Source organism: Bradyrhizobium sp. ORS 111 (genome assembly GCF_045571485.1).
In the GTDB taxonomy this organism is placed as follows: Bacteria; Pseudomonadota; Alphaproteobacteria; order Rhizobiales; family Xanthobacteraceae; genus Bradyrhizobium.
On the sequence record NZ_CP120701.1, the window covers coordinates 4,073,606 to 4,097,320 of the forward strand.

Consider the following 23,715-nt stretch of genomic DNA (forward strand, 5'->3'; position numbering starts at 1 on the left):
CTTCCTCACGCTTGTCGGATCGTCGCCGAGGCCGCGACGTCGGCCGTCGCGTTCAGCTCTTTGTCGATCTGCTCGATCGACTTGCCTCGGGTCTCCAGGCCGAAGAAGTAATAGACGGCCCCCGCCATCAGGAACCAGCAGCCGAGATACACGAAGGCGGTCGGAATCTGGGTCAGCGGCACGTCCGGCTTGAGGTAGTTGCTCGAGCCGACGATCAAGGCAAGGCCGACCGGCCCGATGATCTTGCCGATGCCGCCGAAGCCATAGGCCGACCCCATGCCAGTGGTGCGCAGATGCGATGGCCACACCTCCGCAGCGTAGGGCCCGACGATCGCAAAGCCGCCGTCAGCGAAGAAGAACGCGGCACCCAGCAATAGCCAGAAGGTCGACACGCCGAACAGCGTCGCGTCATAGTGGTAGCCGGCAACGATTGTCAGCGCACCGGCGCCGAAGCCGAGCAGGCCGCCTGCGGTGCGCCGTCCCAGTAGCTCCGAGAAATAGGAGAATGCGACGCGGCCGATGAAGCCGGAGATGCTGAGCAGGATCATCATCTTGGCGGCCTGCTGCGGGGTGACTTTCAGGAGCAGCACGAACAGCGCGGGGGCCCAAAGCGTAATGCCGTAGACACCGGTTTGCGCGCCGGCATTGCCCAGCCAGGAGACGAGCAGGCTGCGCGGGTATTTGAACAGGTCAAGCCAACTCGTCTTGATGATCGGACCGGCGTCGGCCGCGGTCGGCAACGGTAGGTCCGACGGCTGCATCTGCAACGCCCAGGCCAGCGACTTGCGGGCTTCCTCATAGCGTCCCTGCCGGCACAGCCAGCGCGGTGACTCCGGAACCCATATTCGCACCAGCAGCACAAGGAGCGACGGCAACACACCGATCGCGAATAACAGCCGCCACTGGTCGGTGCCCACGAATGCGCCCAGCACCGCGCCAATTCCAACGCCAAGCGGGATCACGCAGGTGACGAGGCCGCCAATCCAGCCGCGCTTGTGCGAGGGCATGAACTCCTGCACCAGCGGCAGGTCGACACAATAAAGCCCGCCGACGCCGGTGCCGACGAAGAAGCGCAGGATCGTCAGGTAGATCCAGCCGTTGTCGGGCGTGAAATAAAGCAGACCGGTCGCGATCGAGAAGTTCAGCACCGTGCCGATGAACACGATGCGGCGTCCGATCCGGTCGGCGAGCCAGCCCCACAGATAGGCGCCGATAATGGCGCCGATGCCCGAACTCATCAGCACGGTGGCGGACTGGCCGAAGGTGAGTTTCCAGGGCCCGATCAGGAAGGCGAGCACGAAGCCGATCAGGAAGTAGTCGAAGAATTCCAGCGCATCGCCAATAATCGCGGCGGCAAGGATCTTGATCTGGTTGCCGGTCAGAGTCGTCCGGCGATCGAGAATCTCGAACATGGCGTCTCCCCTTGGCGCCTGTTCTTTCTTGTCAGGGCGGGCGTCGCGCCGTCGCACCGCCGATGTTGCGAGGCTATCCTTCCGGTGTCGCGAACGACAAGCCGGCGTTGACGCGGGGCTCGTCTGCACCCAGGCGATACGCAGTCGGTCTGCTGCTTCGCACAAATCGCGGTGCGAAAGCCCGATGTGATGGCTTCGCGCCGTTGACTCATTCGCTGTCAATCGCCAAGGCTCGGCGCGTGCACGGTCAAGGGTCAAGCCGGATGGACGAAAAGCGTAAGCATCCGCGAACGGAGGTCAACGAACCCGCTTATGTCTCGTCGGGCGGCGCCGTCATGCATTGCGTGATCGTGAACATCTCGCCCGAGGGCGCGGCCATCGAAGTCGAGAACCCGGCCTACGTCCCGCATCGCTTTCGTCTGGTCTTGGCCAGCGACGCCTCGGTGGTCTACGAGTGCCAGGTGATCTGGAGCAAGAAGACCCGGATCGGTGTGAGCTTCGTCGCGACAGCCTGAATGGCGATCAGTCAGGGCATCAATCGAGGCCCCGCGATGTCCTCACGGGCTTGATCAACCGGGCACGCTGTTTCCTGCAACAAAAGACGGCCTCGGCGCGTCCTTTAGGACGATGGGCCGAAGCCGTCGGGATGGTCGTTTGCCGATTACGAACAGCGCCTCAACGCCGTGGCGCCCCGGTTCGTTCCGTGTTCCTGAAATCTCTTTCCGACGGCTCAGCGCCACATTCCACGCATCTTGGCGCGGATGTCGATCGGCGGGGCACGGTTTGCCGACGAAGGTTCCGCAGCGGTCGCGCGAGGCCAGGAGGTCCGCTCGAACATCGGTAGCAGCCTTTCCGGGATAAATCGGGTGCGCGAGGCATACATGTGGCGGTCGCCCCTGGCGGCCTGGCCATGGACGAAGAACCGCTGTGGCACCAGGAGATGGAGATCGTCCTTGGCACGGGTTATGGCGACATAGAGCAGGCGGCGCTCTTCCTCGAGTTCGGCCGATGTACCGGCGCCGAGGTCCGACGGCATGCAGCCATCGACGACGTTGAGCACATAAACGGACTTCCACTCCTGGCCTTTGGCCGAGTGGATCGTCGACAGGATTAGATAGTCCTCGTCTAGCAGCGGCACGCCGGCCTGATCGCTGGTCGCATCCGGCGGGTCGAGCGTCAGTTCGGTGAGGAAGCGTTCGCGCGATGGATAGCCTGCCGCAATCTGCTCCAACTGAATCAAGTCGGCGCGGCGCACCTCGCTGTCCTCGTGGATGCGGTCGAGATGCGGCTCGTACCATAGGCGCGCTCGCTCGATGTCGACCGGCCACTCCGAGTAGCGGAGGTTTTCGACCGCCTCGACAAACAGCCGCCAATCCGCGCCGGCCCGAGGCGGCGCGGGGAGCGAAACAAGCGCGGCGACCGGATCGGCCGCTTCCGCCATGCGGTCGAGCACACGCTGCGCTGAAGCCGGCCCGATGCCGGGCAGCAGATGCAGGATCCGAAATCCCGCAACACGGTCGCGCGGGTTCGCGACGAAGCGCAGCAGCGCCAGCATGTCCTTGACATGCGCCGCGTCGAGGAATTTGAGGCCGCCGAACTTCACGAACGGAATGTTACGGCGGGTCAGTTCGACCTCCAGCGGCCCGCTGTGCGAGGTGGTCCTGAACAGCACGGCCTGGTGCTTCAAGAGCGTGCCTTCCTCGCGCGTCGCCAGCACCTGCGCGACGATGTAACGGGCCTGATCGGCCTCGTCGCGGACGGTGACGAGCAGCGGCTTGCGCGTCGCGGTTCGGTCGGTCCACAGGTTCTTGGTGAAGCGTTCCTTGGCGAGCGAGATCACGCCGTTGGCTGCCGAAAGGATCGGTTGGGTCGAGCGATAGTTGCGATCGAGCGTGACGATCTCGGCCGCCGGGCTGAACTGGCCTGGAAAATCAAGGATGTTGCGCACGGTCGCAGCGCGGAAGGAATAGATCGACTGCGCGTCGTCGCCAACGACCGTCAATCCGCGGCCGCCCGGTTTGAGCGCCAGCAGGATCGAGGACTGCAGGCGGTTGGTGTCCTGATATTCGTCGACCATCACGTGGTCGAAGCGGTTGCCGATCTCGTCCGCCAGAGTTGGCTCCGTGACCATCTGCGCCCAGTAGAGCAGCAGGTCGTCGTAATCGAGCACGTTCTGCTGCTGCTTGGTCTCGACATAGGCAGCGAACAGTTGCCTCAATTCGTTGGACCAGCCCGCGCACCAGGGAAAGAATTGGCCGAGCACCGCATCGATCGGCAACTCCGCATTCACGCAGCGCGAATAGATCGCAAGGCAAGTGCCCTTGGTCGGAAACCTGCTCTCTGTTCTGGAGAAGCCGAGGTCATGACGGACCAAGTTCATCAAGTCGGCGGAATCCTCTCGGTCGTGGATCGTGAACGCAGGATCGAGCCCGATGCGCTCGGCGAACTCGCGCAGCAGCCGTGCACCGATGCCGTGGAACGTGCCGGCCCAGCTCAGCGCATCCGTCATCACCGAGGCCCGGTCACCGAGCACGCGGCGTGCGATGCGTTCGACGCGAGCGGCCATCTCGGCTGCGGCGCGACGCGAAAACGTCATCAGCAGGATCCGGCGTGGGTCGGCGCCCGCAACGATCAGATGCGCCACGCGGTGGGCGAGGGTGTTGGTTTTGCCTGAACCTGCACCCGCGATGACCAACAGCGGCGGTCCGACGGTTCCATCGACTGCGACACCATGCTCGACCGCGCGGCGCTGCTCGGGATTGAGCGCGTCCAGATAGGTTGCGTTGGCAAGATCAGGCACGAATCACCCCCCGCTCGACGCTAACAGACATCGTGACGATTGGGGCCAATGTGGCAGCCTGGAGCGAAGAAATTGCATTGACATTGGCGCAGCAGATTGCACAACCGCGCCATGGGTGATCCGTCCAAATCCGATACGCCGCTCAAGGCGACATTCAAGGTGAGGCTGAACGGCGAGACGGTGACGCTCGCGACGGTCGGCCAGGCCTATCGCTTCATCACCAATCTCAACTCCGTCGAATGGATGGAATTCCGCTCGCTGCACGATGATGCCGTTGTTGCGCTCGAGAAAGCGGCCGGCAACGCAATGCTGACGGTGCAGGCGACCAACGCGCTGCGCGCGCTGTTCGTCCGCGCCAAGATGCTCTGAATAGATCCACAAAAGAGACGGGCCGCCTCGGCCCTCCGCGGCGGCCCCAGATGGCGGCCGAAGCAAGATCAGCCTCAGGCCGTGGTGTGTACCGCCGTTACCTTGTTTGCGGCCATAACGGAAATGCCCTTACGAAATGGCGATCGATTCGGCTGTAGCAGCGACACCACAGTCAGAGGCCGGTGTCGTCGACGAGCCGGTCATACACAAGCGCCGACCGGAGATTCACGGTCGCGGTTCTCAGGTAGCGCGGCTCGCGCATCGCGTTGTTGAACATCATGATGACCATCTTCCAATGCGGGCGCTCGCGTTGGTCCGAATGCAGCTTGGACAGGTAATCAGCGGCGTCGCCGACGGTCTCCAACATCCGGCCGTCTTTCAACGCGATCGGGAACGCGAGCGGTGATCGCTTCTCAAGTTCCAGCACGCGAGGCTCTCCGGGCAGACGGCAACAACGCGAACAGCTCTAGCTGCGCCGGCGGGTGCCGTCGAGTGCAGGAGTCTCAAGCAGGCGTCTCAAAAGGAGTCGGCCAACGCGATCTCCGCCGTCAGGGCATTGATGCGCCGCTCGGCTTCCTCGCGCGTCAGATCTTTCGCGTACTGCTTCGGCTGATAGGCCTCCTCGGCAAGGCTTTTCAATCGGACCGCTTGGGCGCGGGTCATTTGTGCGCCGACGCGCTCTGCGACCCCACCAAATCTCAGTGCTGCCATGCCCATATTTCCACCTCGTTGGCCATCTCGTGACTTGACAATATGTTCTATTTTTGTTCCAACAAGCCATGGACAACAAGATTAATGAAATCCGTCGCAAGATCAGCGCTTTGCGCACTGAAATGACTCTGGTCGAAGCCGCGATCCGGGAGCAGGTCAATCGTGATCTCGATTGTAGCGAGGCGTCGTATCGGCTGATGGCGATGCGGGCCGAGGTGGCCGAGATGATCAGCCGTTGGAAAGCTGCCGGCGGCGGCGATCATCTGCCCACGGTTCGCGAACGCTTGAGCCGGAGCCACGGGGATCGCCCGGCAGTGAAGACGAAGCTCGACAAGGGTAAATCCGGACCTAACCCTCTCGTCCGGGCCTGATCTGCGCGACGACACGAGGGGTGCACCGGTCCTGCCGGCCCGAAAGAGACTTCGGGGCGGGAACTGACGTGCGGGATCGGCATTTTCTCGGGTTGATGAGGGATGCCGTTGCATTGTCCAGCGCAATGATCGCCGATCCGACCGCGCCTCCGCGGACATCGATGAATGACGATCGCAGTCCGCTTCTGACGCTGATTTCCTGCGTCGCCTGCAACAAGACCATGCGGCTCGAGACCAGCTATCCCGACAGTCGAGGCAAGGACATTCTCCAATATCGCTGCAGCAGATGCGGCAGGATCGAGCGGATACGGCTGGTCCGGCGGACCTGGCCGCCTCGCTAGCAGTCGGCGCCGCAGGCAGGAAAAGTTCCCGGCCCAAGGAACTTTATTTTCCCGTCGCGATTAACAGACTTGGTTCGTTGTCTCCACAAGCCCGGTCATCACAGTTTTCTCGCTTGATTAGATTGCAGGCTCTCATTCTTATGGTCCCGCTGGGCCGCGCGAATCTTCGAATTTGCAACCAGCGTGCAGGGGAAATTCCATGACCGACCTCGGTTCCGCATCACGCCCCCGTACCGAAGGTCGCCGCGCCAAACCAACCAACGGAGAGATCGAGTCTTCGCAGGACCTGCTGCAGTCGCTGCAGGCGATGCGTGCCGGCGATTTTTCCGTTCGGATGCGCGGCGATTATCTCGGTATCGAGGGCAAGATCGCCGACGCCTTTAACGAAATAGCGGCCGCCAACGAGCGGATGGCGCAGCAGCTCGCACGCGTCGGTCAAGTCGTCGGCCGCGAGGGACAGACCCGCCAGCGCGTCAATTTCGGGCTCGCCAGTGGCGCCTGGGCCGACATGGAGGGCTCGGTCAACAGCCTGATCGACGATCTGCTGTGGCCGACCCGGGAGGTGACGCGTGCGGTGGCCGCGGTGGCGCAGGGCGACCTGCTGCAAACCGTGCAGCTCGACGTCGAGGGCAGGCCGCTGCGGGGCGAATTCCTGCAGTCGGCAAACATCGTCAACACGATGATCAAGCAGCTCTCGGTGTTTACCTCCGAGGTCACCCGTGTGGCGCGTGAAGTCGGCACCGAGGGCAAGCTCGGCGGCCAGGCCCAGGTGCCGGAGGTGACCGGGGTCTGGAAAGACCTGACCGAGAGCGTCAACTCGATGGCCAACAATCTGACCGGCCAGGTCCGTAACATCGCCGAAGTGACGATCGCGGTCGCCAATGGCGACCTGTCCAAGAAGATCACCGTCGACGTCCGCGGCGAGATCCTGCAGCTCAAGGAGGCCATCAACACGATGGTCGATCAGCTCCGCTCTTTCGCGTCCGAAGTGACGCGCGTGGCGCGCGAGGTCGGCACCGACGGCAAGCTCGGCGGCCAGGCGATCGTGCCCGGCGTCGCCGGCACCTGGAAGGACTTGACCGACTCCGTCAACGCGATGTGCGGCAACTTGACCGCCCAGGTGCGTAACATTGCCAACGTGACCACTGCGGTGGCGCGCGGCGATCTCTCGCGCAAGATCACGGTCGACGTCAGCGGCGAGATCCTGGAGCTCAAGGACACCATCAATACGATGGTGGACCAACTCAACTCCTTCGCCTCCGAAGTGACGCGTGTGGCGCGCGAGGTCGGCACCGAGGGCAAGCTCGGCGGCCAGGCCCAGGTGCCCGGCGTCGCCGGCACGTGGAAGGACTTGACCGACAATGTCAACTTCATGGCATCAAACCTGACCGCGCAGGTTCGCAACATCGCCGATGTCGCGACCGCGATCGCGGGCGGCGATCTTTCGAAGAAGATCACGGTGAACGTGTCGGGCGAAATCCTTCAGTTGAAGGAAACGCTGAACACGATGGTCGATCAGCTCAATGCCTTCGCCTCCGAGGTGACGCGCGTGGCGCGCGAGGTCGGCACCGAAGGCAAGCTCGGCGGTCAAGCCGAGGTCCGAGGCGTGGCCGGCACCTGGAAGGACCTGACCGAGAGCGTCAATTCGATGGCGTCGAACCTGACCGCGCAGGTCCGCAACATCGCCGCGGTGACGACTGCGGTCGCGGGCGGCGACCTGTCCAAGAAGATCACGGTCGACGTCCGCGGCGAAATCCTCGAGCTGAAGGACACCATCAACACCATGGTGGACCAGCTCAACGCCTTCGCCGGCGAGGTGACGCGCGTGGCGCGCGAGGTCGGCACCGAAGGCAAGCTCGGCGGTCAGGCCGAGGTGAGGGGCGTTGCCGGCACCTGGAAGGATTTGACCGATAGCGTCAACTCGATGGCGTCGAACCTGACCGCCCAGGTCCGCAACATCGCTGAGGTCGCGACCGCGGTGGCGAAGGGCAACCTGTCGAAGAAGATCACCGTCAACGTGTCGGGCGAGATCCTGCAGCTTAAGGAAACGCTCAACACGATGGTCGACCAGCTCAACGCGTTCGCGGGTGAGGTGACGCGCGTCGCGCGCGAGGTCGGCACCGACGGCAAGCTCGGCGGCCAGGCCGAGGTGCCCGGCGTCGCGGGCACCTGGAAGGACCTGACCGATAGCGTCAATTCGATGGCCGGCAACCTGACGGCACAGGTCCGCAACATCGCGGAGGTCGCGACCGCGATCGCCGGCGGCGACCTGTCGCGCAAGATCACGGTCGACGTGCGCGGCGAGATCCTTCAGCTCAAGGAAACGCTGAATACGATGGTCGACCAGCTCAACCGCTTCGCCGGCGAGGTGACGCGCGTTGCGCGCGAGGTCGGCACCGACGGCAGCCTGGGCGGCCAGGCCAACGTGCCCGGCGTGGCCGGCACCTGGAAGGATCTGACCGACAGCGTCAACTCGATGGCCGGCAACCTCACGGCTCAGGTCCGCAACATCGCGGAAGTGACCACGGCGGTTGCGCGCGGTGACCTGTCGCGCAAGATCACGGTCGACGTGAAGGGTGAAATCCTCGAACTGAAGAACACCATCAACACGATGGTGGACCAGCTCAACGCCTTCGCCGGCGAAGTGACGCGCGTGGCGCGCGAGGTCGGTACCGAAGGCAAGCTCGGCGGCCAGGCCGAGGTGCCCGGTGTCGCCGGCACCTGGAAAGATCTCACCGACAACGTCAACTTCATGGCGTCGAACCTGACCGCGCAGGTCCGTAACATCGCCGAGGTCGCGACCGCGATCGCCGGCGGCGACCTGTCGAAGAAGATCACCGTGGACGTGCGCGGCGAGATCCTGCTGCTCAAGGACACCCTGAACACGATGGTCGAGCAGCTACGCTCGTTCGCGGCCGAAGTGACGCGCGTGGCGCGCGAAGTCGGCACCGAGGGGCGGCTGGGCGGACAGGCCGTGGTGCCCGGCGTCGGCGGCACCTGGAAGGACCTCACCGACAACGTCAACCTGTTGGCGGCGAACCTGACCACGCAGGTCCGCAACATCGCCGAAGTGACTACCGCGGTGGCGCGGGGCGACCTGTCGCGCAAGATCACGGTTGATGTGAAGGGCGAAATCCTCGAGCTGAAAAACACCATCAACACGATGGTGGACCAGCTCAATGCCTTTGCCGGCGAGGTGACGCGCGTGGCGCGCGAGGTCGGCACCGAAGGCAAGCTCGGCGGCCAGGCCGAGGTGCGCGGCGTGGCCGGCACCTGGAAGGATCTCACCGACACCGTCAACGTCATGGCGGCGAACCTGACCGAGCAGGTGCGCGGGATCGTCAAGGTGGTGACCGCGGTCGCCGATGGCGACCTAAAGCAGAACCTGACGGTGAAATCGAAGGGCGAGGTAGCCGCGCTTGCCGACACCATCAACAACATGACGGAGACGCTTGCGACGTTCGCCGAGCAGGTCACCAGCGTGGCGCGCGAGGTCGGGGTCGAGGGACGGCTGGGTGGTCAGGCTAACGTGCCCGGCGCGGCCGGGACTTGGAAGGATCTGACCGGCAACGTCAACCTGCTCGCGGCCAATCTGACCTCCCAGGTGCGCGCGATCGCGGAAGTCGCGACCGCCGTGACCAAGGGCGACCTGACCCGTTCGATCCAGGTCGACGTCCGCGGCGAGGTGGCCGAGCTGAAGGACAACATCAACACGATGATCGGCAACCTCCGTCTGACGACGGAGCGCAATACCGAGCAGGACTGGCTGAAGACCAACCTAGCGCGCTTCACCAACATGCTGCAGGGCCAGCGCGACCTCGCGACCGTCGGTCGCCTGCTGCTGACCGAGCTGGCGCCGCTGATCAATGCGCATATGGGCGTGATCTACCAGGTCGACAGTCCCGAGAACCCGCAGCTCCGCCTGCTGTCGGCCTATGCCAGCGACAGCAGCAATCCGCACCCGCAGATCATCCAGTTTGGCGAGGGATTGATCGGTCAATGCGCTCTCGACAAGCGCCAGCGCCTTGTGTCGGAAATTCCCGGCGACGCCGTGCCGGTCAATTCCGCCCTGATGCGGATCATGCCGCGGAACCTGGTCGTATTCCCGGTGCTGTTCGAGAACCAGGTCAAGGCCGTGATCGAGCTGTCCTCCATCTCGTCCTTCACCACGTCGCAGATCACTTTCCTCGAGCAATTGACCGACAGCATCGGCATCGTGCTCAACAGCATCGAGGCGACGATGCAGACCGAGGCGCTGCTCAAGCAGTCGCAGCAGCTCGCAGCCGAGCTTCAGACCCAGCAGAAGGAGTTGCAGCAGACCAACGATCAGCTCGAGCAGAAGGCTCAGCAACTCGCCGAGCGCAACGTCGACGTCGAGCGCAAGAACCAGGAGATCGAGCAGGCGCGGCGCGCGCTGGAAGAGAAGGCGACCGAGCTGTCACTGACCTCGAAGTATAAGTCCGAATTTCTTGCGAACATGTCGCACGAGCTGCGGACGCCGCTGAACTCGATCCTGATCCTCGGCCAGCAGCTCACCGAAAACCCCGACGGCAACCTGACCGGCAAGCAGGTCGAGTTCGCCCGCACCATTCACGGTGCCGGCACCGACCTCCTGAACCTGATCAGCGACATCCTCGACCTCTCCAAGATCGAATCCGGCACCGTGACGGTCGACGCCGAGGAAATTCTCACGTCGAGCCTGCTCGATACCGTCGGGCGGCCGTTCCGGCACGAGGCGGAGAACCGGCATCTCACCTTCAGCATCGACGTCGACGGCAACCTCGCGCGCAGCATGGTGACTGACTCCAAGCGGTTGCAGCAAGTGCTCAAGAACCTGCTCTCGAACGCGTTCAAGTTCACCGCGGAAGGCGGGGTGAGCCTGACCGTGTCGGCCGCTCTCGGCGGTTGGAGCGCCGAACATCCGATCCTGAATACAGCGCCCGCCGTAGTCGCGTTCGAAGTGTCCGATACGGGAATCGGCATTCCCCAGGACAAGCAGAAGCTGATCTTCGAAGCCTTCCAGCAGGCCGATGCGGGCACCAGCCGCAAATACGGCGGCACCGGGCTTGGCCTCGCCATCAGTCGCGAGCTCGCAAGCCTGCTCGGCGGCGAAATTCATTTGCGCAGCGCGCCAGGCAAGGGCTCGACCTTCACGCTCTATCTGCCGCTGAAATATTCGGGGCCGAGCACGGCCATTCGGCCGCGGGCACAGGCCGCGCTGATGCCATCGGCGCCGGCACCGTCGCTGCAGGTCTCGCAGGAGCGTACGATCGAGCCGTTGCCGGACGACCGGCTCAATCTCGAACCCGGTGACACGATCCTTCTGATCGTCGAGGACGATCCGCACTACGCGCGGGTGCTGATCGACCTGGCGCGGGACAAGGGCTTCAAGGTTCTGGTGGCGAGCCGCGGCGCCGAGGCGCTCGACCTTGCCAAGCAGTATCAGCCGGCCGCGGTCTCGCTCGACGTGTTCCTGCCGGACATGCTCGGCTGGACCGTGCTGAGCCAGCTCAAGCACAATCCACTGACCCGGCACATTCCGGTGCAGATCATCACCCTCGACGAGGATCGGCAGCATGCGCTGGCCCGCGGAGCCTTCTCCTTCGTCAACAAGCCGACCACCACCGAAGGCGTCAGCGCTGCGCTCTCGCAGATTAAGGAATACGCCAAGCCGCGGCGCAAGCGCCTGCTGATTGTCGAAGACAACGCCGCCGAGCAGCTCAGCATCAAGGAATTGCTCGGGCACGAAGACATCGAGATCGTGACCAGCGACACCGGAGCGGGGGCATTGTCCACGCTGCGAGAGAGTCCGTGCGACTGCGTCGTGCTCGACCTGCGACTGCCTGATATGAGCGGTTTCGAGGTGCTCGACCAGATCCGTAAGGATGACAGGCTTTCGAATGTTCCGGTCGTCGTGTTCACGGGACGGGAACTTTCGGCCGAAGAGGACGCGGAACTTCACACGATGGCGCGAAGCATCGTCGTCAAGGGCGTGGAATCTCCTGAACGTCTGCTCGATGAAACGTCACTGTTCCTGCACCGTGTGATCACGGAATTGCCCGCGGCCAAACAGAAGATGCTCGAAAAGCTCAATAGCTCCGATGAGGATCTCATTGGCAAGACGGCGCTGCTGGTCGACGACGACGCCCGCAACATCTTCGCCCTTTCCAGCGTGCTCGAGCGACGCGGTATGAAGGTGCTAACTGCGACAACGGGTCACGAGGCAATCTCGCTGGTCGAGTCGAATCCGAAGATCGCGATCGTGCTCATGGACATCATGATGCCGCAGATGGACGGTTACCAGACCATCGGTGCGATCAGACAAAACCCCGCCTTCGCGCGGCTGCCGATCATTGCGCTGACGGCGAAGGCGATGAAGGGCGACCGCGAAAAATGCCTGGAGGCAGGCGCGTCCGACTATCTGGCAAAACCCGTCAATACCGAACAATTGCTGCTCGCGATCCGCATGTGGCTGCACCGCTGATCGGCGCTCGAAAATGATGGACCAAGAAAAGATAAACATTCTTCTGGTCGACGATCAGCCGGCGAAGCTGCTGGCCTACGAGGTCATCCTGAAGGAGCTTGGCGAGAATCTGGTTACCGTATCGTCGGGCCGCGAGGCGCTTGAATTCCTGCTCAAGAACGAGGTCGCGGTCATCCTGGTCGACGTTTGCATGCCCGAGCTCGACGGCTTCGAGCTAGCGGCGATGATCCGCGATCATCCGCGCTTCCAGAAGACGGCGATGATCTTCATCTCAGCGATCCAGGTCAGCGATTTCGACCGGCTCCGCGGCTACGAAATGGGCGCCGTCGACTACGTGCCGGTGCCTGTCGTACCGGAGGTGCTGCGCGCAAAGATCCGCGTGTTCGCCGAGCTCTACCGCAAGACGCGGCAGCTTGAGCGCCTCAATGCCGAGCTCGAGGACCGGGTGCGTGCGCGGACCGCCGAGCTCGAGCAGTCGACCGCGCGGCTGGTCGAAAGCGAGCAGCGCCGCAGCATGGCGATTGCCGCGGGCAAGATGGGGTCATGGGACTGGGATTGGGTCAACGGCGACTGGATGTGGGACGAGGGCCAGTACAAGATCTTCGGTGTCGATCCGAAGTCCTTTGAACTCACTTCCGAGAATATCCAGGGACTGTTTCACCCCGAGGACGTCGACGAACTTCGGCAAGCGTGGGAAGGCTTCGGCAAGGGGCAGACCTCATATGAAGCCGAATTCCGCGTCTTGCGGCCGGACGGCGAAGTGCGCTGGTGCGTCGGCACCGCAGCGGCCACCAGCGATCGGCACGGTCGCGTGCTACGGGTCAGCGGAGTCACTGTCGACATCACCGACCGCAAGCGCGCCGAGGAGCGCCAGAATCTGCTGACCCGCGAGGTCGATCACCGCGCCAAGAATGCGCTGGCGCTGGCGCAATCGATCGTGCGACTGACGCGCGCGCAGAACGTGAGCGCCTACGTACGGGCGGTTGAGGGGCGCATCACCGCGCTCGCGCGGGTTCACACCGTACTGTCGCTGTCGAGCTGGCAGGGAGCGGAGATCCGGCGGCTGGTGACCGAGGAGATCGCGCCCTATGCCGAAGCCGGGCAGATCCAGATCGAGGGCGGCGAGGTGCAGTTGCAGCCTGCGACCGCGCAAACGCTGGCGCTCGCACTACATGAGCTCGTCACCAATTCCGCCAAATATGGCAGCCTGTCGGTGCTATTGGGCCGGCTCGCGATTACTTGGGAAGTACAGGACGACACGCTGATCCTGGCGTGGGTGGAATCCGGCGGCCCCAAGGTGACCAAACCGAAGCAGAAGGGATTCGGAACCCGCAGCGTGATCGCCAGTATCGAGACCCAGCTCGGCGGTCGGGCCGATTTCGACTGGCGGGCAGAGGGCCTGATCTGTCGCCTGACCGTTCCATTGCGACCAGTCTTCTCGCCCGAATCCCAGGCTTTCCGCGAAATGTCGGACCAGGATCGCAAACCTGCCGTTCAGTCGCAGGTCGGACAAACCAATATCCGCGCGATTGTGAGGTGAGGTGCCCACGGACGTTCAGTTGGAAGCCGTCAGCGAGCGCGATAGCGGCTTGCGTCGGACGACGGCAGCGGCACGTTAGGGCACACGCGCATAACGGCGCGCCCGGCGGCTAGCCTTGTCCGTCCTTGAGGCCGAATTGCTCATAGATGGTCAGAGGATCGGTGTCGGGAAACAGCCTGCACTTGGCCTGCGCAAGATGCAGGGTAACGGCACCAGGTTCGCACTTGGCGGTCAGAAGCTTCCGAACATCCTCCATATGTGCGCGGGGCTGATGCTTCGACGGAAGCTGCTCGAGCGCGACAAGCGCTGTGGCCAGGGCCTCGGTAACCACCCAATCGTCGTGTCCGGTAATTCCCTTCCGCGGCATCGCCACACCTCCCGTGCACCGGCGCGACATTCTAACGCAAGCCGGGTGGGGGCTGTCACCAGCCAACATGGTCCGGCCTGCGGGAATTGTGGTTCGAGAGATGCTGCTGCGAGAAGTCGCAGGGAACCCGCCGTGGCCAAGCGCGAAGGCCATGCCAGAACGACAACTACGGCTCACCCCCGGAGCGGACCAAACGACGGCTGGGGGCGACGTCGACGCGCTTGAGATGCCGCCTCCGCGACACAAGTCGAGGAAATCATGATGGCGTTTGCTGCCATCACTCATTCTTCCGATTAGCGGCCGATATCGAGCACGAATCGAGCGCCGGGCTCGGCTGATAGCGCCTGCAGGCGGCCGCCGAGTTGCCGCGTCACGGCGTCGATCATCCGCATGCCAAGGCTGGCGGTCGGTAGCCCCAAATCAAATCCCGCGGGTAACCCCTGACCGTGGTCGGACACTTCAACACAGATGCGGTCCGAATCCGGTTGACTCAAGATGACGCGGACTTCGCCGCCGGCGCCTGCAGGGTAGGCATACTTGAAGGCGTTCGTCACAAGCTCGTTGACGAGGAGCCCAACCGGAATAGCGCGGTCAATTGATACGGTAGGGGCCGCTTCTGCCTGATAGACAAGGCGATGGCGCAAGGCAGTCGATCGGAGGCCAGAGCACAAGCTTGCGAGGAATTCCGCGAGGTCGACGGTTGTCACCTCATTGCGTTGCCATAGATGGTCGTGGACCCGCGCGATCGTGTCAATGCGCGCCTGGGCATCTTCGATGGCGCGGCGCACTTCTTCGTGCTTGGTGTCTCTGGCCTGCAGGCGGAGCAGGCTACAAGCGCGAGACTGTTCTTGACCCTATGGCTCAGCTCACGCGTCAGCAGGGCTTGACGTTCCTCCGCCTCCCGCTGCTCGGTTACATCTGTGTTGGTGCCGAACCACCGGACGACGTGGCCCTCGTTGTCCCGGATCGGCAGGGCGCGGGAGAGAAACCAACGGTATTTCCCGTCCTTTCCACGTAACGGGAAGGTATCTTCCCAAGGTTCACCCGTTTGCCACGCGCGTGTGATGCGCTCGACTACGCCATCGACATGCTCGGGATGATGGACCTTGCGCCAACCCCAGCCTTCCATTTGCTCAAGCGTGGTGCCGGTGTAGGCGAACCAGCGGTCGTTATACCAGAAGATCCAGCCGTCGGCGTTCGCCATCCAGGCGAGCTGCGGGATCGAGTTCGCTAGGGTACGAAAGTTCTCCTCGCTACGGCGCAACGCATCTTCCGTCTTCCGCCGCTCCGTCTCATCCTGCGCTACCTTGACCGCGCCGCGCACTCGGCCATTCGTGTCATGCAGCGGACGCACCGTTTCGCTGACAAAAATGCCGCTCCCATCCTTTCGAAGGAGCCAGCGCTCGCTGGCGGCACGGCCTTGCTCGAAGGTCCTGTCAAGCTCCGATTCCAAAACGCGCGCTTGGCGGTCTTCTGGCGTGAACAGCACGGCCGCGGACTGCCCGATGATTTCGGCCTCAGGCCAGCCAAAGACCGCTGCGGCACCGGCGTTCCAACTCGCGATCCGACCCGTTGTGTCCAGGGTAAAGATCGCGTAGTCCCGCACGCTCTCGATGATGAGTCGTATACTTTCCTCGCTTTCGCGCAGGGCGGCTTCCATCTGCCGCCGCTCGGTGAGGTCCTGAATCGCAACGACGCCGCCCACGATCCGGCCCTCGGCGTCACGCACCGGGGCTGCGGATTTCAGAATCGTGCCGCGTGTGCCGTCGAACCGCTCGATGTCCAGCACCTTGCCGACGGAGATTTCGCCATGTCGGATTGCGCGCGCAAGTGGCCACTCGTCCGCGGCGACTGGACGGCCAGTATCGCCCCACCACGCCTTGTATCGCCCATAGTCTCCCAGATGTTCCTGCAAGGGCGACGCACCGCCCCAGATCCGCGCTACGAATGCATTGGAGTCGACGACGCGGCCAGCTTTGTCGGCGATGAGCACGCCGACGGGCAAGGCATCAAGCACGGCTCTTAGGCGATTCCGCTCCAGATGAAGATGGGCGGCCGCGCTGTCCCGCTCTTCCTTGACGCGGATCCGCTCGATTGCAACACCGAGCAGATTGGCGAAGCCTTGCACGAAGGCGATGTCGGCTTCGTCGAAGCGCCCTTCGAAAGGGCTATCCACTGCCAGAATGCCGAAAGGCTGCCCCTTCTCCAGGCCCCGCACGACGACGTTGATCGCACGCTTCACGCCGTGATCGAGGAGAAGGCGCGGTGTGCGGAAGCGCGTCTCTTGCGCAAGATGGTTGCAGATGACGGGTTGGCCGGTTTGGAGCGCAAAGCCTGCCGGGGTTTCGCGATCGGCGCCAATGGTTGCTGTCCCAACCACGCCCTCTGCCCAGCCCACGCCTGCCCGAACTAGTAGCCGGTTCTCTTGCGGCAACCACTCGAGAGCCTTGGCGAACCGGGCATCCACACCTTGCGCGCACAGTTCAGTCGCACGCTGCAAGAGTGCGTCGATTTCGGCGCTTCGTACTGCGTAATGACCGAACTCGGCGACTAAGGTTTGCTGACGAAGGCGATATGCCAACAACTCCGTCTCGGCAGTACGGTTGCTGCCGGGGGGCTCAATGTAACTTATGGAAGGCATTCGGTCCCTCCAGTGCTTCGTCAAACTCGGGAAGATGTCTAGGCTCGGGATTCTGCTATTATTCGAATCCGGCGGACACCTGAGAACGGCACGAGGTTTGAGCCTGAAGCGCCCCTAACATCTAGCGTTGTGTCATTGACATGCATTCGCGCATTGAAGACGTCTACTCATCGCCGCGCCGAACTTTGCATGCCGCGTCCGGGCTGAGCTTCAGGGAAACGCGCGTGCTGCGGCGAAGTTCATAGCTCGCTCCAATCGTCGTTTGGCGGTTCCCATTGGAGATCGGTTCGTGCGCGGCATTCCGCCGTGCCCGTTTTGACGAGATCGGTTGGTCGCCCATACACCGGAACACAACAAGAACTAACAAGAACTAATGTCGAGTTCCGGTGGTGATGCTACCAAGTGAGGGAACGCTATGGAGGGAGCGCAGCTCAGCTTTGCGGCTGTCTTGAACGGCAGAACGAGCGTGATCATGACGGCGGAATCGCCGTCTACCTAGCGGATCCGCTTCCTATTCAGATGCACATCTCGCCGCATCGACTCCGAGACCGACGAGCCCGCCAGCGGCGGGCTCTGGGCCGGCCAAGGTGGTTTGGAGAGTTCTGCCACTCTGACCCGGACAACGTTCGCTTCGGTGACGAAGTTGGCCCAATCCTTCATCAAAGCGCGACGCTTTTCGAGCTTTTGGTTTCGCGCTCAACGTCGAGCGGCTTGAGTTTTTCCGGCCACGTGATCCTCCAATAAAACCATCCTCCGCTGGCTTAACCGGGGATTCCGAATAGTGGAGAACAACGGAAAACACTGCACTGGCGGAAGGGGTGGGATTCGAACCCACGGTACCCTTGCGGGCACGCCGGTTTTCAAGACCGGTGCCTTAAACCACTCGGCCACCCTTCCATCCGCGGATGCGAGCGGCATAGCAAAGTGATGCGGGTCGGGGAAGGGGTTAGGGCGCCGCCTGCAAGGACGCTTGGGCGCCGAATGGTTGATGGGCTTGATGCTTCAGTTCAGCGCGAAAGCCAGCAAGCTCGAGCACAGCAAGACGAGGCTCGCCGCAGTCAGCGTCAGAAACCCGTCGGAGACCAAATCGTGATTACGCATGATACACCTGCCTGTGACTCGATGCTCATCCGAATTGATTAAAGCTTTCCGAACCGTCGCTCCTGGAAAGAGGTGATGCGTCCTTCCACTTCAACGGACCTTCAGGCCCGATACCGATAGCCTTCCACGGCATGAGCCAAGAAGATGGCTGCACTCACCAAGGCCATAACCGCCGTAACCGTCTCGATCATCGCAAACTTCCTTTGCGCCCCACACGCGAGAGAGAACGATTGCAACCTTGCACAGTCAAAAAGATTCAATTGTTGGAATCGAAGATCGGACCGGACTGATGATTTGCTGCAACAGTATGTCTGATACCGGGACAGCCGAGCGTGTTGGGCTCATCCGCAGCTCCGTAGATCCACGGACGAGCGCGCAACCAATCGTTCACCACAGGGTGGCTCTCCCCATTTCCGCCTTGTTCCGGTTGCGATATCTTCACCATCCGGTGCGGAGGTGAGCCGCATCGTGACGATGGGGACTCCGACCTCTCGCAGTAGGTGCGGGTCCGGCAAAATGGTACTTGGGGCAGATGGGGATCACACGGCCAGATTCGATCGTCCGGACGGCGCGCAGCGCTGTTGCGGTGGCAGCGTGCCTCGTCCTTGCCAACTGCGCGGCGTCGAACAAATTCGCAAGCCGCATTGATCCCAGATACGGCGTATCATCGAGCCCGCGTGTCGTGGCGTTCGGTGAACCTGTGCCGAAGGGCGGCGGCACCTACCGGGTCGGCAAGCCCTATGTCGTCGCCGGCCGCACCTATGTGCCCGAGGAGAATGTCAACTACCGCGCCGAGGGCATCGCGTCCTGGTATGGCGATGACTTCCATGGCCGCCTGACCGCCAATGGCGAGGTATTCGATATGGCGTCGCTGACGGCGGCGCATCCAACCCTGCCGATGCCGTGCTACGCCCGCGTCACCAATCTGAGCAACGGCAGATCGCTCATCGTTCGCGTCAATGACCGGGGCCCATATCACGGCAATCGCCTCATAGACGTGTCGAACAAGGCCGCCGAACTCCTTGAATTCAAAGGAAACGGCACGGCTCGTGTCCGCGTTGAATATGTCGGCCGCGCGCCGCTCGAAGGGTCGGATGACCGGCAACTGATCGCGACCTTGCGCACGGGAACACCGGCCCCCGCACCGTCGCTGGTGCGGGTCGCTTCAGCACGGTCGTTCGTGCCTGACATGTCGTCCTCGGCCGGCCGCGTCCGCGGCGATGTCCCGCTGCCGGAAGGGCGACCCTACAGCCTCGGTAACACCTCGGCCGACTATGCGTCGACCAGCGCCACCTCTGAAATCTCAGGCTCGAGCCGCTCGCGCGGCCGCACTCTGAACAATCCGCGGGAAGTGTCCTATCAGGCCGATGCCCGCTATGCCGCGAGCCCGACGCCGTCCTATGTGCCGATCGACGCGCGAGGACCGGCCGAAGTGCTGAGCGGGCGCGGTCTCTACTGAATCAAGCGCTTCGCCGGATTATCTGAGAAACGCAATCAGCGCCTGATTGACTTCGTCGGGCCGCTCCTGCTGGATCCAGTGACCGGCACCCTCGATAATGAGCTTCTGCTTCAGGTTCGGCAGCACGCGCTCCATGTCGGCGACGCGTTTGGCGCCGATCAGTCCGGTGATCACGGAATCGTTCGAGCCGGCGATGAACAGCGACGGCTGGCGGATCTGCGCGTCCTGCCAGGGCGCGGTCAGCTCCCAGTTGCGGTCGAGATTGCGATACCAGTTCAGCCCGCCACGAAAGCCGGACACGGCGTAGCCCGCCGCGAACTCCGCGATGTCGGCCTCGGTGAGCCAATTCGGCAGCGGCTTCCCGGACGGCAGGTTGCCTAGGAATCCTTTGACCTCGTCGACGAACATCGAATTGGGGTCGGACACGCCGCGCCCGAGGATCTGGCGCATGGTGTCGGCGATATCGCGCTCGAATTCGGCCTCCGCCACGCCGGGCGGCTGGAAATACTGCCAATAGAAGTTGGTGATGCCACTCTGGCGCAGGGTCTCAAGCGGGCGCCCCCGTCCCCGGAACGGGGGCGGAACGCTGAGGCCGGCGACCTTGCTGAAGATGTCCGGCCGAAACAACGCCGCATGCCAGGCCACCGGTGCACCCCAGTCGTGGCCGACGATCATGGCCTGCTTCTCGCCCAGGGCGGCGACCAGCGCGACCATGTCGCCGACGGTATCGAAGATCGTATAGGCATCGATATCGGCCGGCGCGCTGGTCCGGCCGAAGCCGCGCATGTCAGGGGCGGCGACGCGAAAGCCGGCAGCAGCCAGAGCCTCGATCTGGTGCCGCCAGGAGTAGGACAGTTCCGGCCAGCCGTGGCAGAGCACGACGAGCGGACCTTGTCCCGCCTCGCGCACAAACATGTCGATACCGTTGGCGGAAATGGTGTGGGAGGACTGCATCGCGTTTCCGCCTCGTTTGCCGGTTGTGGGTGAGGTGAGCCGGTTCCAACGATAAGCAGGTTCACCGCGAGCGGCAATCCGGCCGACGTGCACAGGCGCGAAAACCTCAGTTGTTTGCGGTACTTCCAATTGTTAGAACGCAGTCTTTCAGGATATCGCCGATGGCAACCGAGACCGCAGTTCCCCGCACCTTCGCCGCTCGAGGCTGGCGCGCCCTGGTGGCCGCGCTCCTCGCGCTCGGCATCGGCTGCGGCGGCGTGGTCTATGCCGCCAACAACAGCGTGCAGGGCGCCAAGAAGGAGGAAGGCGGTTTCGATGGCGATGCGCCGACCGCGATCCTGATCGAGGCCTCCAGCGGCAGCGTCCTGTTTGAAAAGAACGCCGACGAACTGCGCGCGCCGTCCAGCATGATGAAGCTGATGACCGCCGAGGTCGTGTTCAACGCCCTCGAGAAGGGGGATATCAAGCTCACCGATGAGTACCGGATCAGCGAATATGCCTGGCGGCATGGTGGAGCGCCGTCGGGCACCTCCACGATGTTCGCCGCGATCAACAGCAAGGTCTCCGTCGACGACCTCCTGCACGGGGCGATCATCCAGAGCGGCAACGACGCCTGTATCGCGCTGGCCGAAGGCATTGCCGGCAACGAGCACATCTTCGCCGCCGACTTCATGACCAAGCGGGCCCGCGAGCTCGGCCTGACCAAGTCGACCTTCGCCAATTCCAACGGGCTGCCCGATCCCGGCAACAAGATGACGGTGCGCGAGCTCGCGATGCTGGCGCGTCACATCATCCTGACCTATCCCGACAGGTACAAGCTGTTCGGCGAGAAGGAATTCACCTGGAACAAGATTCGCCAGCAGAACCGCAATCCGCTGCTCAACGCGTTGCCCGGTGCCGACGGCCTGAAGACCGGCTACACCAAGGAGGGCGGCTACGGCATGGTCGGATCGGCGGTGCAGAACGACACCCGGCTGATCGTGGTGGTGAACGGTCTTGAGGATTCGGAAGACCGCGCCACCGAGGCCAAGAAGATGCTCGAATGGGGTTTCCGTAACTTCGAGACGCGGACATTGATCGCGGCCAACCAGACCGTCGGCTACGCGCGGGTGTTCGGCGGCGCCACCCGATCGGTCAAGCTCACCAGCCCCGACCCGATCAAGGTGATGGTCTCGAAGAACGGCAATGACAAGCTGATGGCCCGCATCATCTATAGCGGTCCGGTCAAGGCGCCGATCGAAGCCGGCCAAAAGATCGGCGTCGTCAGAGTGTGGCGTGGCAGCAATGTCGCGATGGAAGCACCGCTCTTTGCCGCGGATGCGGTTGGTACGGGATCGACCATGCGCCGTGCGTTCGATGGCGCCCAGGAGCTCGTCATCGGCATGTTCCGCGCCGGCGTCGAGAAGCTTTGACATGGCTGAAGTCGCGCTCGAACGGCCCAGCTTGCGCGGTCGCTTCATCACCTTTGAGGGTGGTGAAGGGTCCGGAAAATCGACCCAGATCCGCAGGCTCGCCGAACGACTCGATGCCGCCAAGCTGCGCGCCATCGTCACCCGCGAACCCGGTGGCTCGCCGGGGGCGGAGATCATCCGCCACCTCGTGCTGTCGGGCATGGGCAAGCTGCTTGGGCCGGATGCCGAGACGCTGCTGTTCGCGGCAGCTCGCGACGACCATGTCCGCACCGTGATCCTGCCGGCGCTGAACCAGGGCGTCTGGGTGCTGTGCGACCGCTTCTTCGATTCAACGCGCGTCTATCAGGGCCAGCTCGGACAGGTGCTGCCCGGCCTCGTCAATGCCATGCAGCGCGTCACCATCGGCGATCTCAAGCCCGATCTGACCTTCATCCTCGACGTGCCGGTCGAGATCGGCCTGCAACGCGCCGCCGTCCGCCGCGGCAACGCCGTGGCCGACCGTTTCGAAGCTGAGGATGTTCAGTTCCACCAAAATCTGCGTGAGGCGTATCGGCAGATCGCGGCGGAGGATCCGCAGCGCTGCGTCTTGATCGATGCCACGGGCGATCCTGATACGGTCGCGGCAAAGATATGGACCGCACTGCGCGAGCGTTTGTTCGCGTCGGCAACGGCAGCCGGTCCAGCATGAGCGCGCGCAAGACCGAGCAGGAGATCGCGGTCCGGCATCCGCGCGAGACGTCCGACTTGTTCGGGCATCGCGAGGCCGAGGCCGCATTGCTCGCCGCCTATCGCAGCGGACGGATTCCGCACGCCTGGATGATCGGCGGCGCGCAGGGCATCGGCAAGGCGACGCTGGCCTACCGCATGGCACGGTTCGTCCTGGCGTTCCGCAATCCGACGGCCTCCCAGGTACAGCAGGCGCCGTCGCTGCGCCTCGATCCGGCGGACCCGGTGGCTCGCCAGGTCGCCGCCGGCGCGCATGGTGGACTCCTGGTGCTGGAGCGGGGCCTCAACGACCGCGGCGTGATGCGGACGGTGATCACGGTCGACGAGACGCGCGAGACGATTTCGTTCTTCGGGTCGACCGCCGCGGTCGATGGCTGGCGTGTCTGCATCGTCGACACTGTCGACGAGCTCAACCCCAACGCCGCGAACGCGCTGCTCAAGGTCCTCGAGGAGCCGCCGCAGCAATCGCTGTTCTTATTGGTCAGCCACGCGCCGTCACGGGTGCTGCCAACCATCCTGTCCCGGTGCCGCAAATTGCTGCTGCGGCCGCTCGATGCGGGTGACGTTGTGCGTGCCGCGGCGGCGGCAACGGATATTGCCGCTGACGATCCCGCCCTGGTCGAGGCTGCCGCGGCCTCGGAGGGGAGTGTGGGGAGGGCGCTGTCGCTGCTTGGCGGCGACGCGCTCAAGCTACAGCAGCGCACGGCAGCGCTGCTGGCGACGCTTCCTAGGGTTGATCCGCGCGAATTGCATGCGCTTGGAGAGGCACTCGGCACCAGCGACCGCGTGGCGCTCGCCGCCTTCATCGACGGGATTGATCGTTGGATGAGCGATCGCATGCGCACCGGCGATGCCAACGCCAACCTGCCGCGCCTTGCACGGCTCGCGGAGGTATGGGAAAAGGTCGTCCGCGCCGCGCGCGACACCGAGGCCTATAATTTGGAGCGCAAGCCGCTGGTTTTCTCGGTGTTTTCGATGCTTGCGGACGCAACCCGATAGACGCTTCGTCTGACAACACTCCCAACAA

18 protein-coding genes and 1 tRNA gene are annotated in these 23,715 nt (G+C 63.4%); 10 read left to right on the forward strand and 9 right to left on the reverse strand.

The genetic code is table 11. The features are described from left to right. Positions 1-5 precede the first annotated feature (5 nt). Complete coding sequence (locus tag P6U30_RS19040) at positions 6-1,412, reverse strand: MFS transporter (RefSeq protein WP_407164457.1); 1,407 nt, start codon at positions 1,410-1,412, stop codon at positions 6-8. 263 nt (positions 1,413-1,675) lie between these two features. Between P6U30_RS19040 and P6U30_RS19045 the strand changes: the two genes are divergently transcribed. After that, entirely contained in the window at positions 1,676-1,927 is a 252-nt protein-coding gene (locus P6U30_RS19045) for a PilZ domain-containing protein (protein WP_407146153.1), read from the forward strand. Positions 1,928-2,142: 215 nt separating this feature from the next. Here P6U30_RS19045 and P6U30_RS19050 read toward each other — a convergent pair whose 3' ends face one another. Then, positions 2,143-4,212, reverse strand: a complete 2,070-nt coding sequence (locus P6U30_RS19050; RefSeq protein ID WP_407164459.1) for an ATP-dependent helicase — start codon at positions 4,210-4,212, stop codon at positions 2,143-2,145. 111 nt (positions 4,213-4,323) lie between these two features. On the opposite strand from P6U30_RS19050, the gene P6U30_RS19055 reads away from it, so the two are divergent. Beyond that, the gene (locus tag P6U30_RS19055) at positions 4,324-4,581 is read left to right on the forward strand and encodes a hypothetical protein (protein WP_280971558.1); all 258 of its coding nucleotides are present in this window, start codon (positions 4,324-4,326) and stop codon (positions 4,579-4,581) included. A 172-nt stretch (positions 4,582-4,753) separates the two neighbouring features. Here the strand turns inward: P6U30_RS19055 and P6U30_RS19060 are convergent, their stop codons facing one another. Together P6U30_RS19060 and P6U30_RS19065 are read right to left on the reverse strand one after the other, a co-directional pair. Then, a complete protein-coding gene (locus tag P6U30_RS19060; protein ID WP_407164461.1) occupies positions 4,754-5,008 on the reverse strand; it encodes a hypothetical protein in 255 nt (84 codons plus the stop codon). Between the two features lie 89 nt (positions 5,009-5,097). Beyond that, on the reverse strand, positions 5,098-5,298 hold the full coding sequence (locus tag P6U30_RS19065) for a DUF3072 domain-containing protein (protein WP_407164463.1): 201 nt from the start codon (positions 5,296-5,298) through the stop codon (positions 5,098-5,100). Between the two features lie 62 nt (positions 5,299-5,360). On the opposite strand from P6U30_RS19065, the gene P6U30_RS19070 reads away from it, so the two are divergent. The 4 genes from P6U30_RS19070 to P6U30_RS19085 all read left to right on the forward strand — a co-directional run bounded on the left by P6U30_RS19070 (position 5,361) and on the right by P6U30_RS19085 (position 14,028). Continuing rightward, positions 5,361-5,663 (forward strand): hypothetical protein, encoded by a 303-nt coding sequence (locus P6U30_RS19070; protein WP_407164465.1) that lies wholly within the window; start codon positions 5,361-5,363, stop codon positions 5,661-5,663. 113 nt (positions 5,664-5,776) lie between these two features. Beyond that, a complete protein-coding gene (locus P6U30_RS19075) occupies positions 5,777-6,004 on the forward strand; it encodes a hypothetical protein (protein ID WP_407146159.1) in 228 nt (75 codons plus the stop codon). 199 nt (positions 6,005-6,203) lie between these two features. Continuing rightward, positions 6,204-12,488, forward strand: a complete 6,285-nt coding sequence (locus P6U30_RS19080; protein WP_407164466.1) for a HAMP domain-containing protein — start codon at positions 6,204-6,206, stop codon at positions 12,486-12,488. A 16-nt stretch (positions 12,489-12,504) separates the two neighbouring features. Continuing rightward, positions 12,505-14,028 (forward strand): HWE histidine kinase domain-containing protein, encoded by a 1,524-nt coding sequence (locus tag P6U30_RS19085; RefSeq protein WP_407170486.1) that lies wholly within the window; start codon positions 12,505-12,507, stop codon positions 14,026-14,028. Between the two features lie 109 nt (positions 14,029-14,137). Here P6U30_RS19085 and P6U30_RS19090 read toward each other — a convergent pair whose 3' ends face one another. The 4 genes from P6U30_RS19090 to P6U30_RS19105 all read right to left on the reverse strand — a co-directional run bounded on the left by P6U30_RS19090 (position 14,138) and on the right by P6U30_RS19105 (position 17,933). Then, positions 14,138-14,395: a hypothetical protein gene (locus tag P6U30_RS19090; RefSeq protein WP_407146161.1), complete on the reverse strand. Its 258-nt coding sequence runs from the start codon at positions 14,393-14,395 to the stop codon at positions 14,138-14,140. 293 nt (positions 14,396-14,688) lie between these two features. Beyond that, a complete protein-coding gene (locus tag P6U30_RS19095) occupies positions 14,689-15,183 on the reverse strand; it encodes a sensor histidine kinase (protein ID WP_407164468.1) in 495 nt (164 codons plus the stop codon). Continuing rightward, positions 15,099-17,036, reverse strand: coding sequence for a PAS domain S-box protein (locus tag P6U30_RS19100; RefSeq protein WP_407164469.1), 1,938 nt, complete (start codon positions 17,034-17,036; stop codon positions 15,099-15,101). The genes P6U30_RS19095 and P6U30_RS19100 overlap by 85 nt, the downstream gene beginning before the upstream one ends. A gap of 807 nt (positions 17,037-17,843) precedes the next feature. Continuing rightward, positions 17,844-17,933: transfer RNA gene (locus P6U30_RS19105), tRNA-Ser, on the reverse strand. Positions 17,934-18,669: 736 nt separating this feature from the next. Here P6U30_RS19105 and P6U30_RS19110 point away from each other — a divergent pair. Further along, positions 18,670-19,596, forward strand: coding sequence for a septal ring lytic transglycosylase RlpA family protein (locus P6U30_RS19110; protein WP_407164471.1), 927 nt, complete (start codon positions 18,670-18,672; stop codon positions 19,594-19,596). Positions 19,597-19,614: 18 nt separating this feature from the next. Here P6U30_RS19110 and P6U30_RS19115 read toward each other — a convergent pair whose 3' ends face one another. After that, positions 19,615-20,550: an alpha/beta fold hydrolase gene (locus tag P6U30_RS19115; RefSeq protein ID WP_407164473.1), complete on the reverse strand. Its 936-nt coding sequence runs from the start codon at positions 20,548-20,550 to the stop codon at positions 19,615-19,617. A gap of 161 nt (positions 20,551-20,711) precedes the next feature. Here P6U30_RS19115 and P6U30_RS19120 point away from each other — a divergent pair, with 161 nt between their 5' ends. Genes P6U30_RS19120 through P6U30_RS19130 form a run of 3 tightly spaced genes read left to right on the forward strand, consistent with a single transcriptional unit; the run spans position 20,712 to position 23,687 of the window. Then, on the forward strand, positions 20,712-21,962 hold the full coding sequence (locus tag P6U30_RS19120) for a D-alanyl-D-alanine carboxypeptidase family protein (RefSeq protein WP_407164474.1): 1,251 nt from the start codon (positions 20,712-20,714) through the stop codon (positions 21,960-21,962). A 1-nt stretch (position 21,963) separates the two neighbouring features. After that, on the forward strand, positions 21,964-22,650 hold the full coding sequence (tmk, locus tag P6U30_RS19125) for a dTMP kinase (RefSeq protein WP_407164476.1): 687 nt from the start codon (positions 21,964-21,966) through the stop codon (positions 22,648-22,650). Further along, on the forward strand, positions 22,647-23,687 hold the full coding sequence (locus tag P6U30_RS19130; protein ID WP_407164478.1) for a DNA polymerase III subunit delta': 1,041 nt from the start codon (positions 22,647-22,649) through the stop codon (positions 23,685-23,687). Before tmk ends, P6U30_RS19130 begins: the two co-directional genes overlap by 4 nt. Positions 23,688-23,715: the final 28 nt, after the last annotated feature.

Excerpts from the sequence above, each read along its gene's own strand:
- P6U30_RS19055 (WP_280971558.1), top strand. The coding sequence starts at position 4,324 with ATGGGTGATCCGTCCAAATCCGATACGCCGCTCAAGGCGACATTCAAG.
- P6U30_RS19045 (WP_407146153.1), top strand. The coding sequence starts at position 1,676 with ATGGACGAAAAGCGTAAGCATCCGCGAACGGAGGTCAACGAACCCGCT.
- P6U30_RS19080 (WP_407164466.1), top strand. The coding sequence starts at position 6,204 with ATGACCGACCTCGGTTCCGCATCACGCCCCCGTACCGAAGGTCGCCGC.
- P6U30_RS19100 (WP_407164469.1), bottom strand. The coding sequence starts at position 17,036 with ATGCCTTCCATAAGTTACATTGAGCCCCCCGGCAGCAACCGTACTGCC.
- P6U30_RS19130 (WP_407164478.1), top strand. The coding sequence starts at position 22,647 with ATGAGCGCGCGCAAGACCGAGCAGGAGATCGCGGTCCGGCATCCGCGC.
- tmk (WP_407164476.1), top strand. The coding sequence starts at position 21,964 with ATGGCTGAAGTCGCGCTCGAACGGCCCAGCTTGCGCGGTCGCTTCATC.
- P6U30_RS19070 (WP_407164465.1), top strand. The coding sequence starts at position 5,361 with ATGGACAACAAGATTAATGAAATCCGTCGCAAGATCAGCGCTTTGCGC.
- P6U30_RS19120 (WP_407164474.1), top strand. The coding sequence starts at position 20,712 with ATGGCAACCGAGACCGCAGTTCCCCGCACCTTCGCCGCTCGAGGCTGG.
- P6U30_RS19090 (WP_407146161.1), bottom strand. The coding sequence starts at position 14,395 with ATGCCGCGGAAGGGAATTACCGGACACGACGATTGGGTGGTTACCGAG.
- P6U30_RS19085 (WP_407170486.1), top strand. The coding sequence starts at position 12,505 with ATGGACCAAGAAAAGATAAACATTCTTCTGGTCGACGATCAGCCGGCG.
- P6U30_RS19040 (WP_407164457.1), bottom strand. The coding sequence starts at position 1,412 with ATGTTCGAGATTCTCGATCGCCGGACGACTCTGACCGGCAACCAGATC.
- P6U30_RS19110 (WP_407164471.1), top strand. The coding sequence starts at position 18,670 with ATGGGGATCACACGGCCAGATTCGATCGTCCGGACGGCGCGCAGCGCT.
- P6U30_RS19065 (WP_407164463.1), bottom strand. The coding sequence starts at position 5,298 with ATGGGCATGGCAGCACTGAGATTTGGTGGGGTCGCAGAGCGCGTCGGC.
- P6U30_RS19115 (WP_407164473.1), bottom strand. The coding sequence starts at position 20,550 with ATGCAGTCCTCCCACACCATTTCCGCCAACGGTATCGACATGTTTGTG.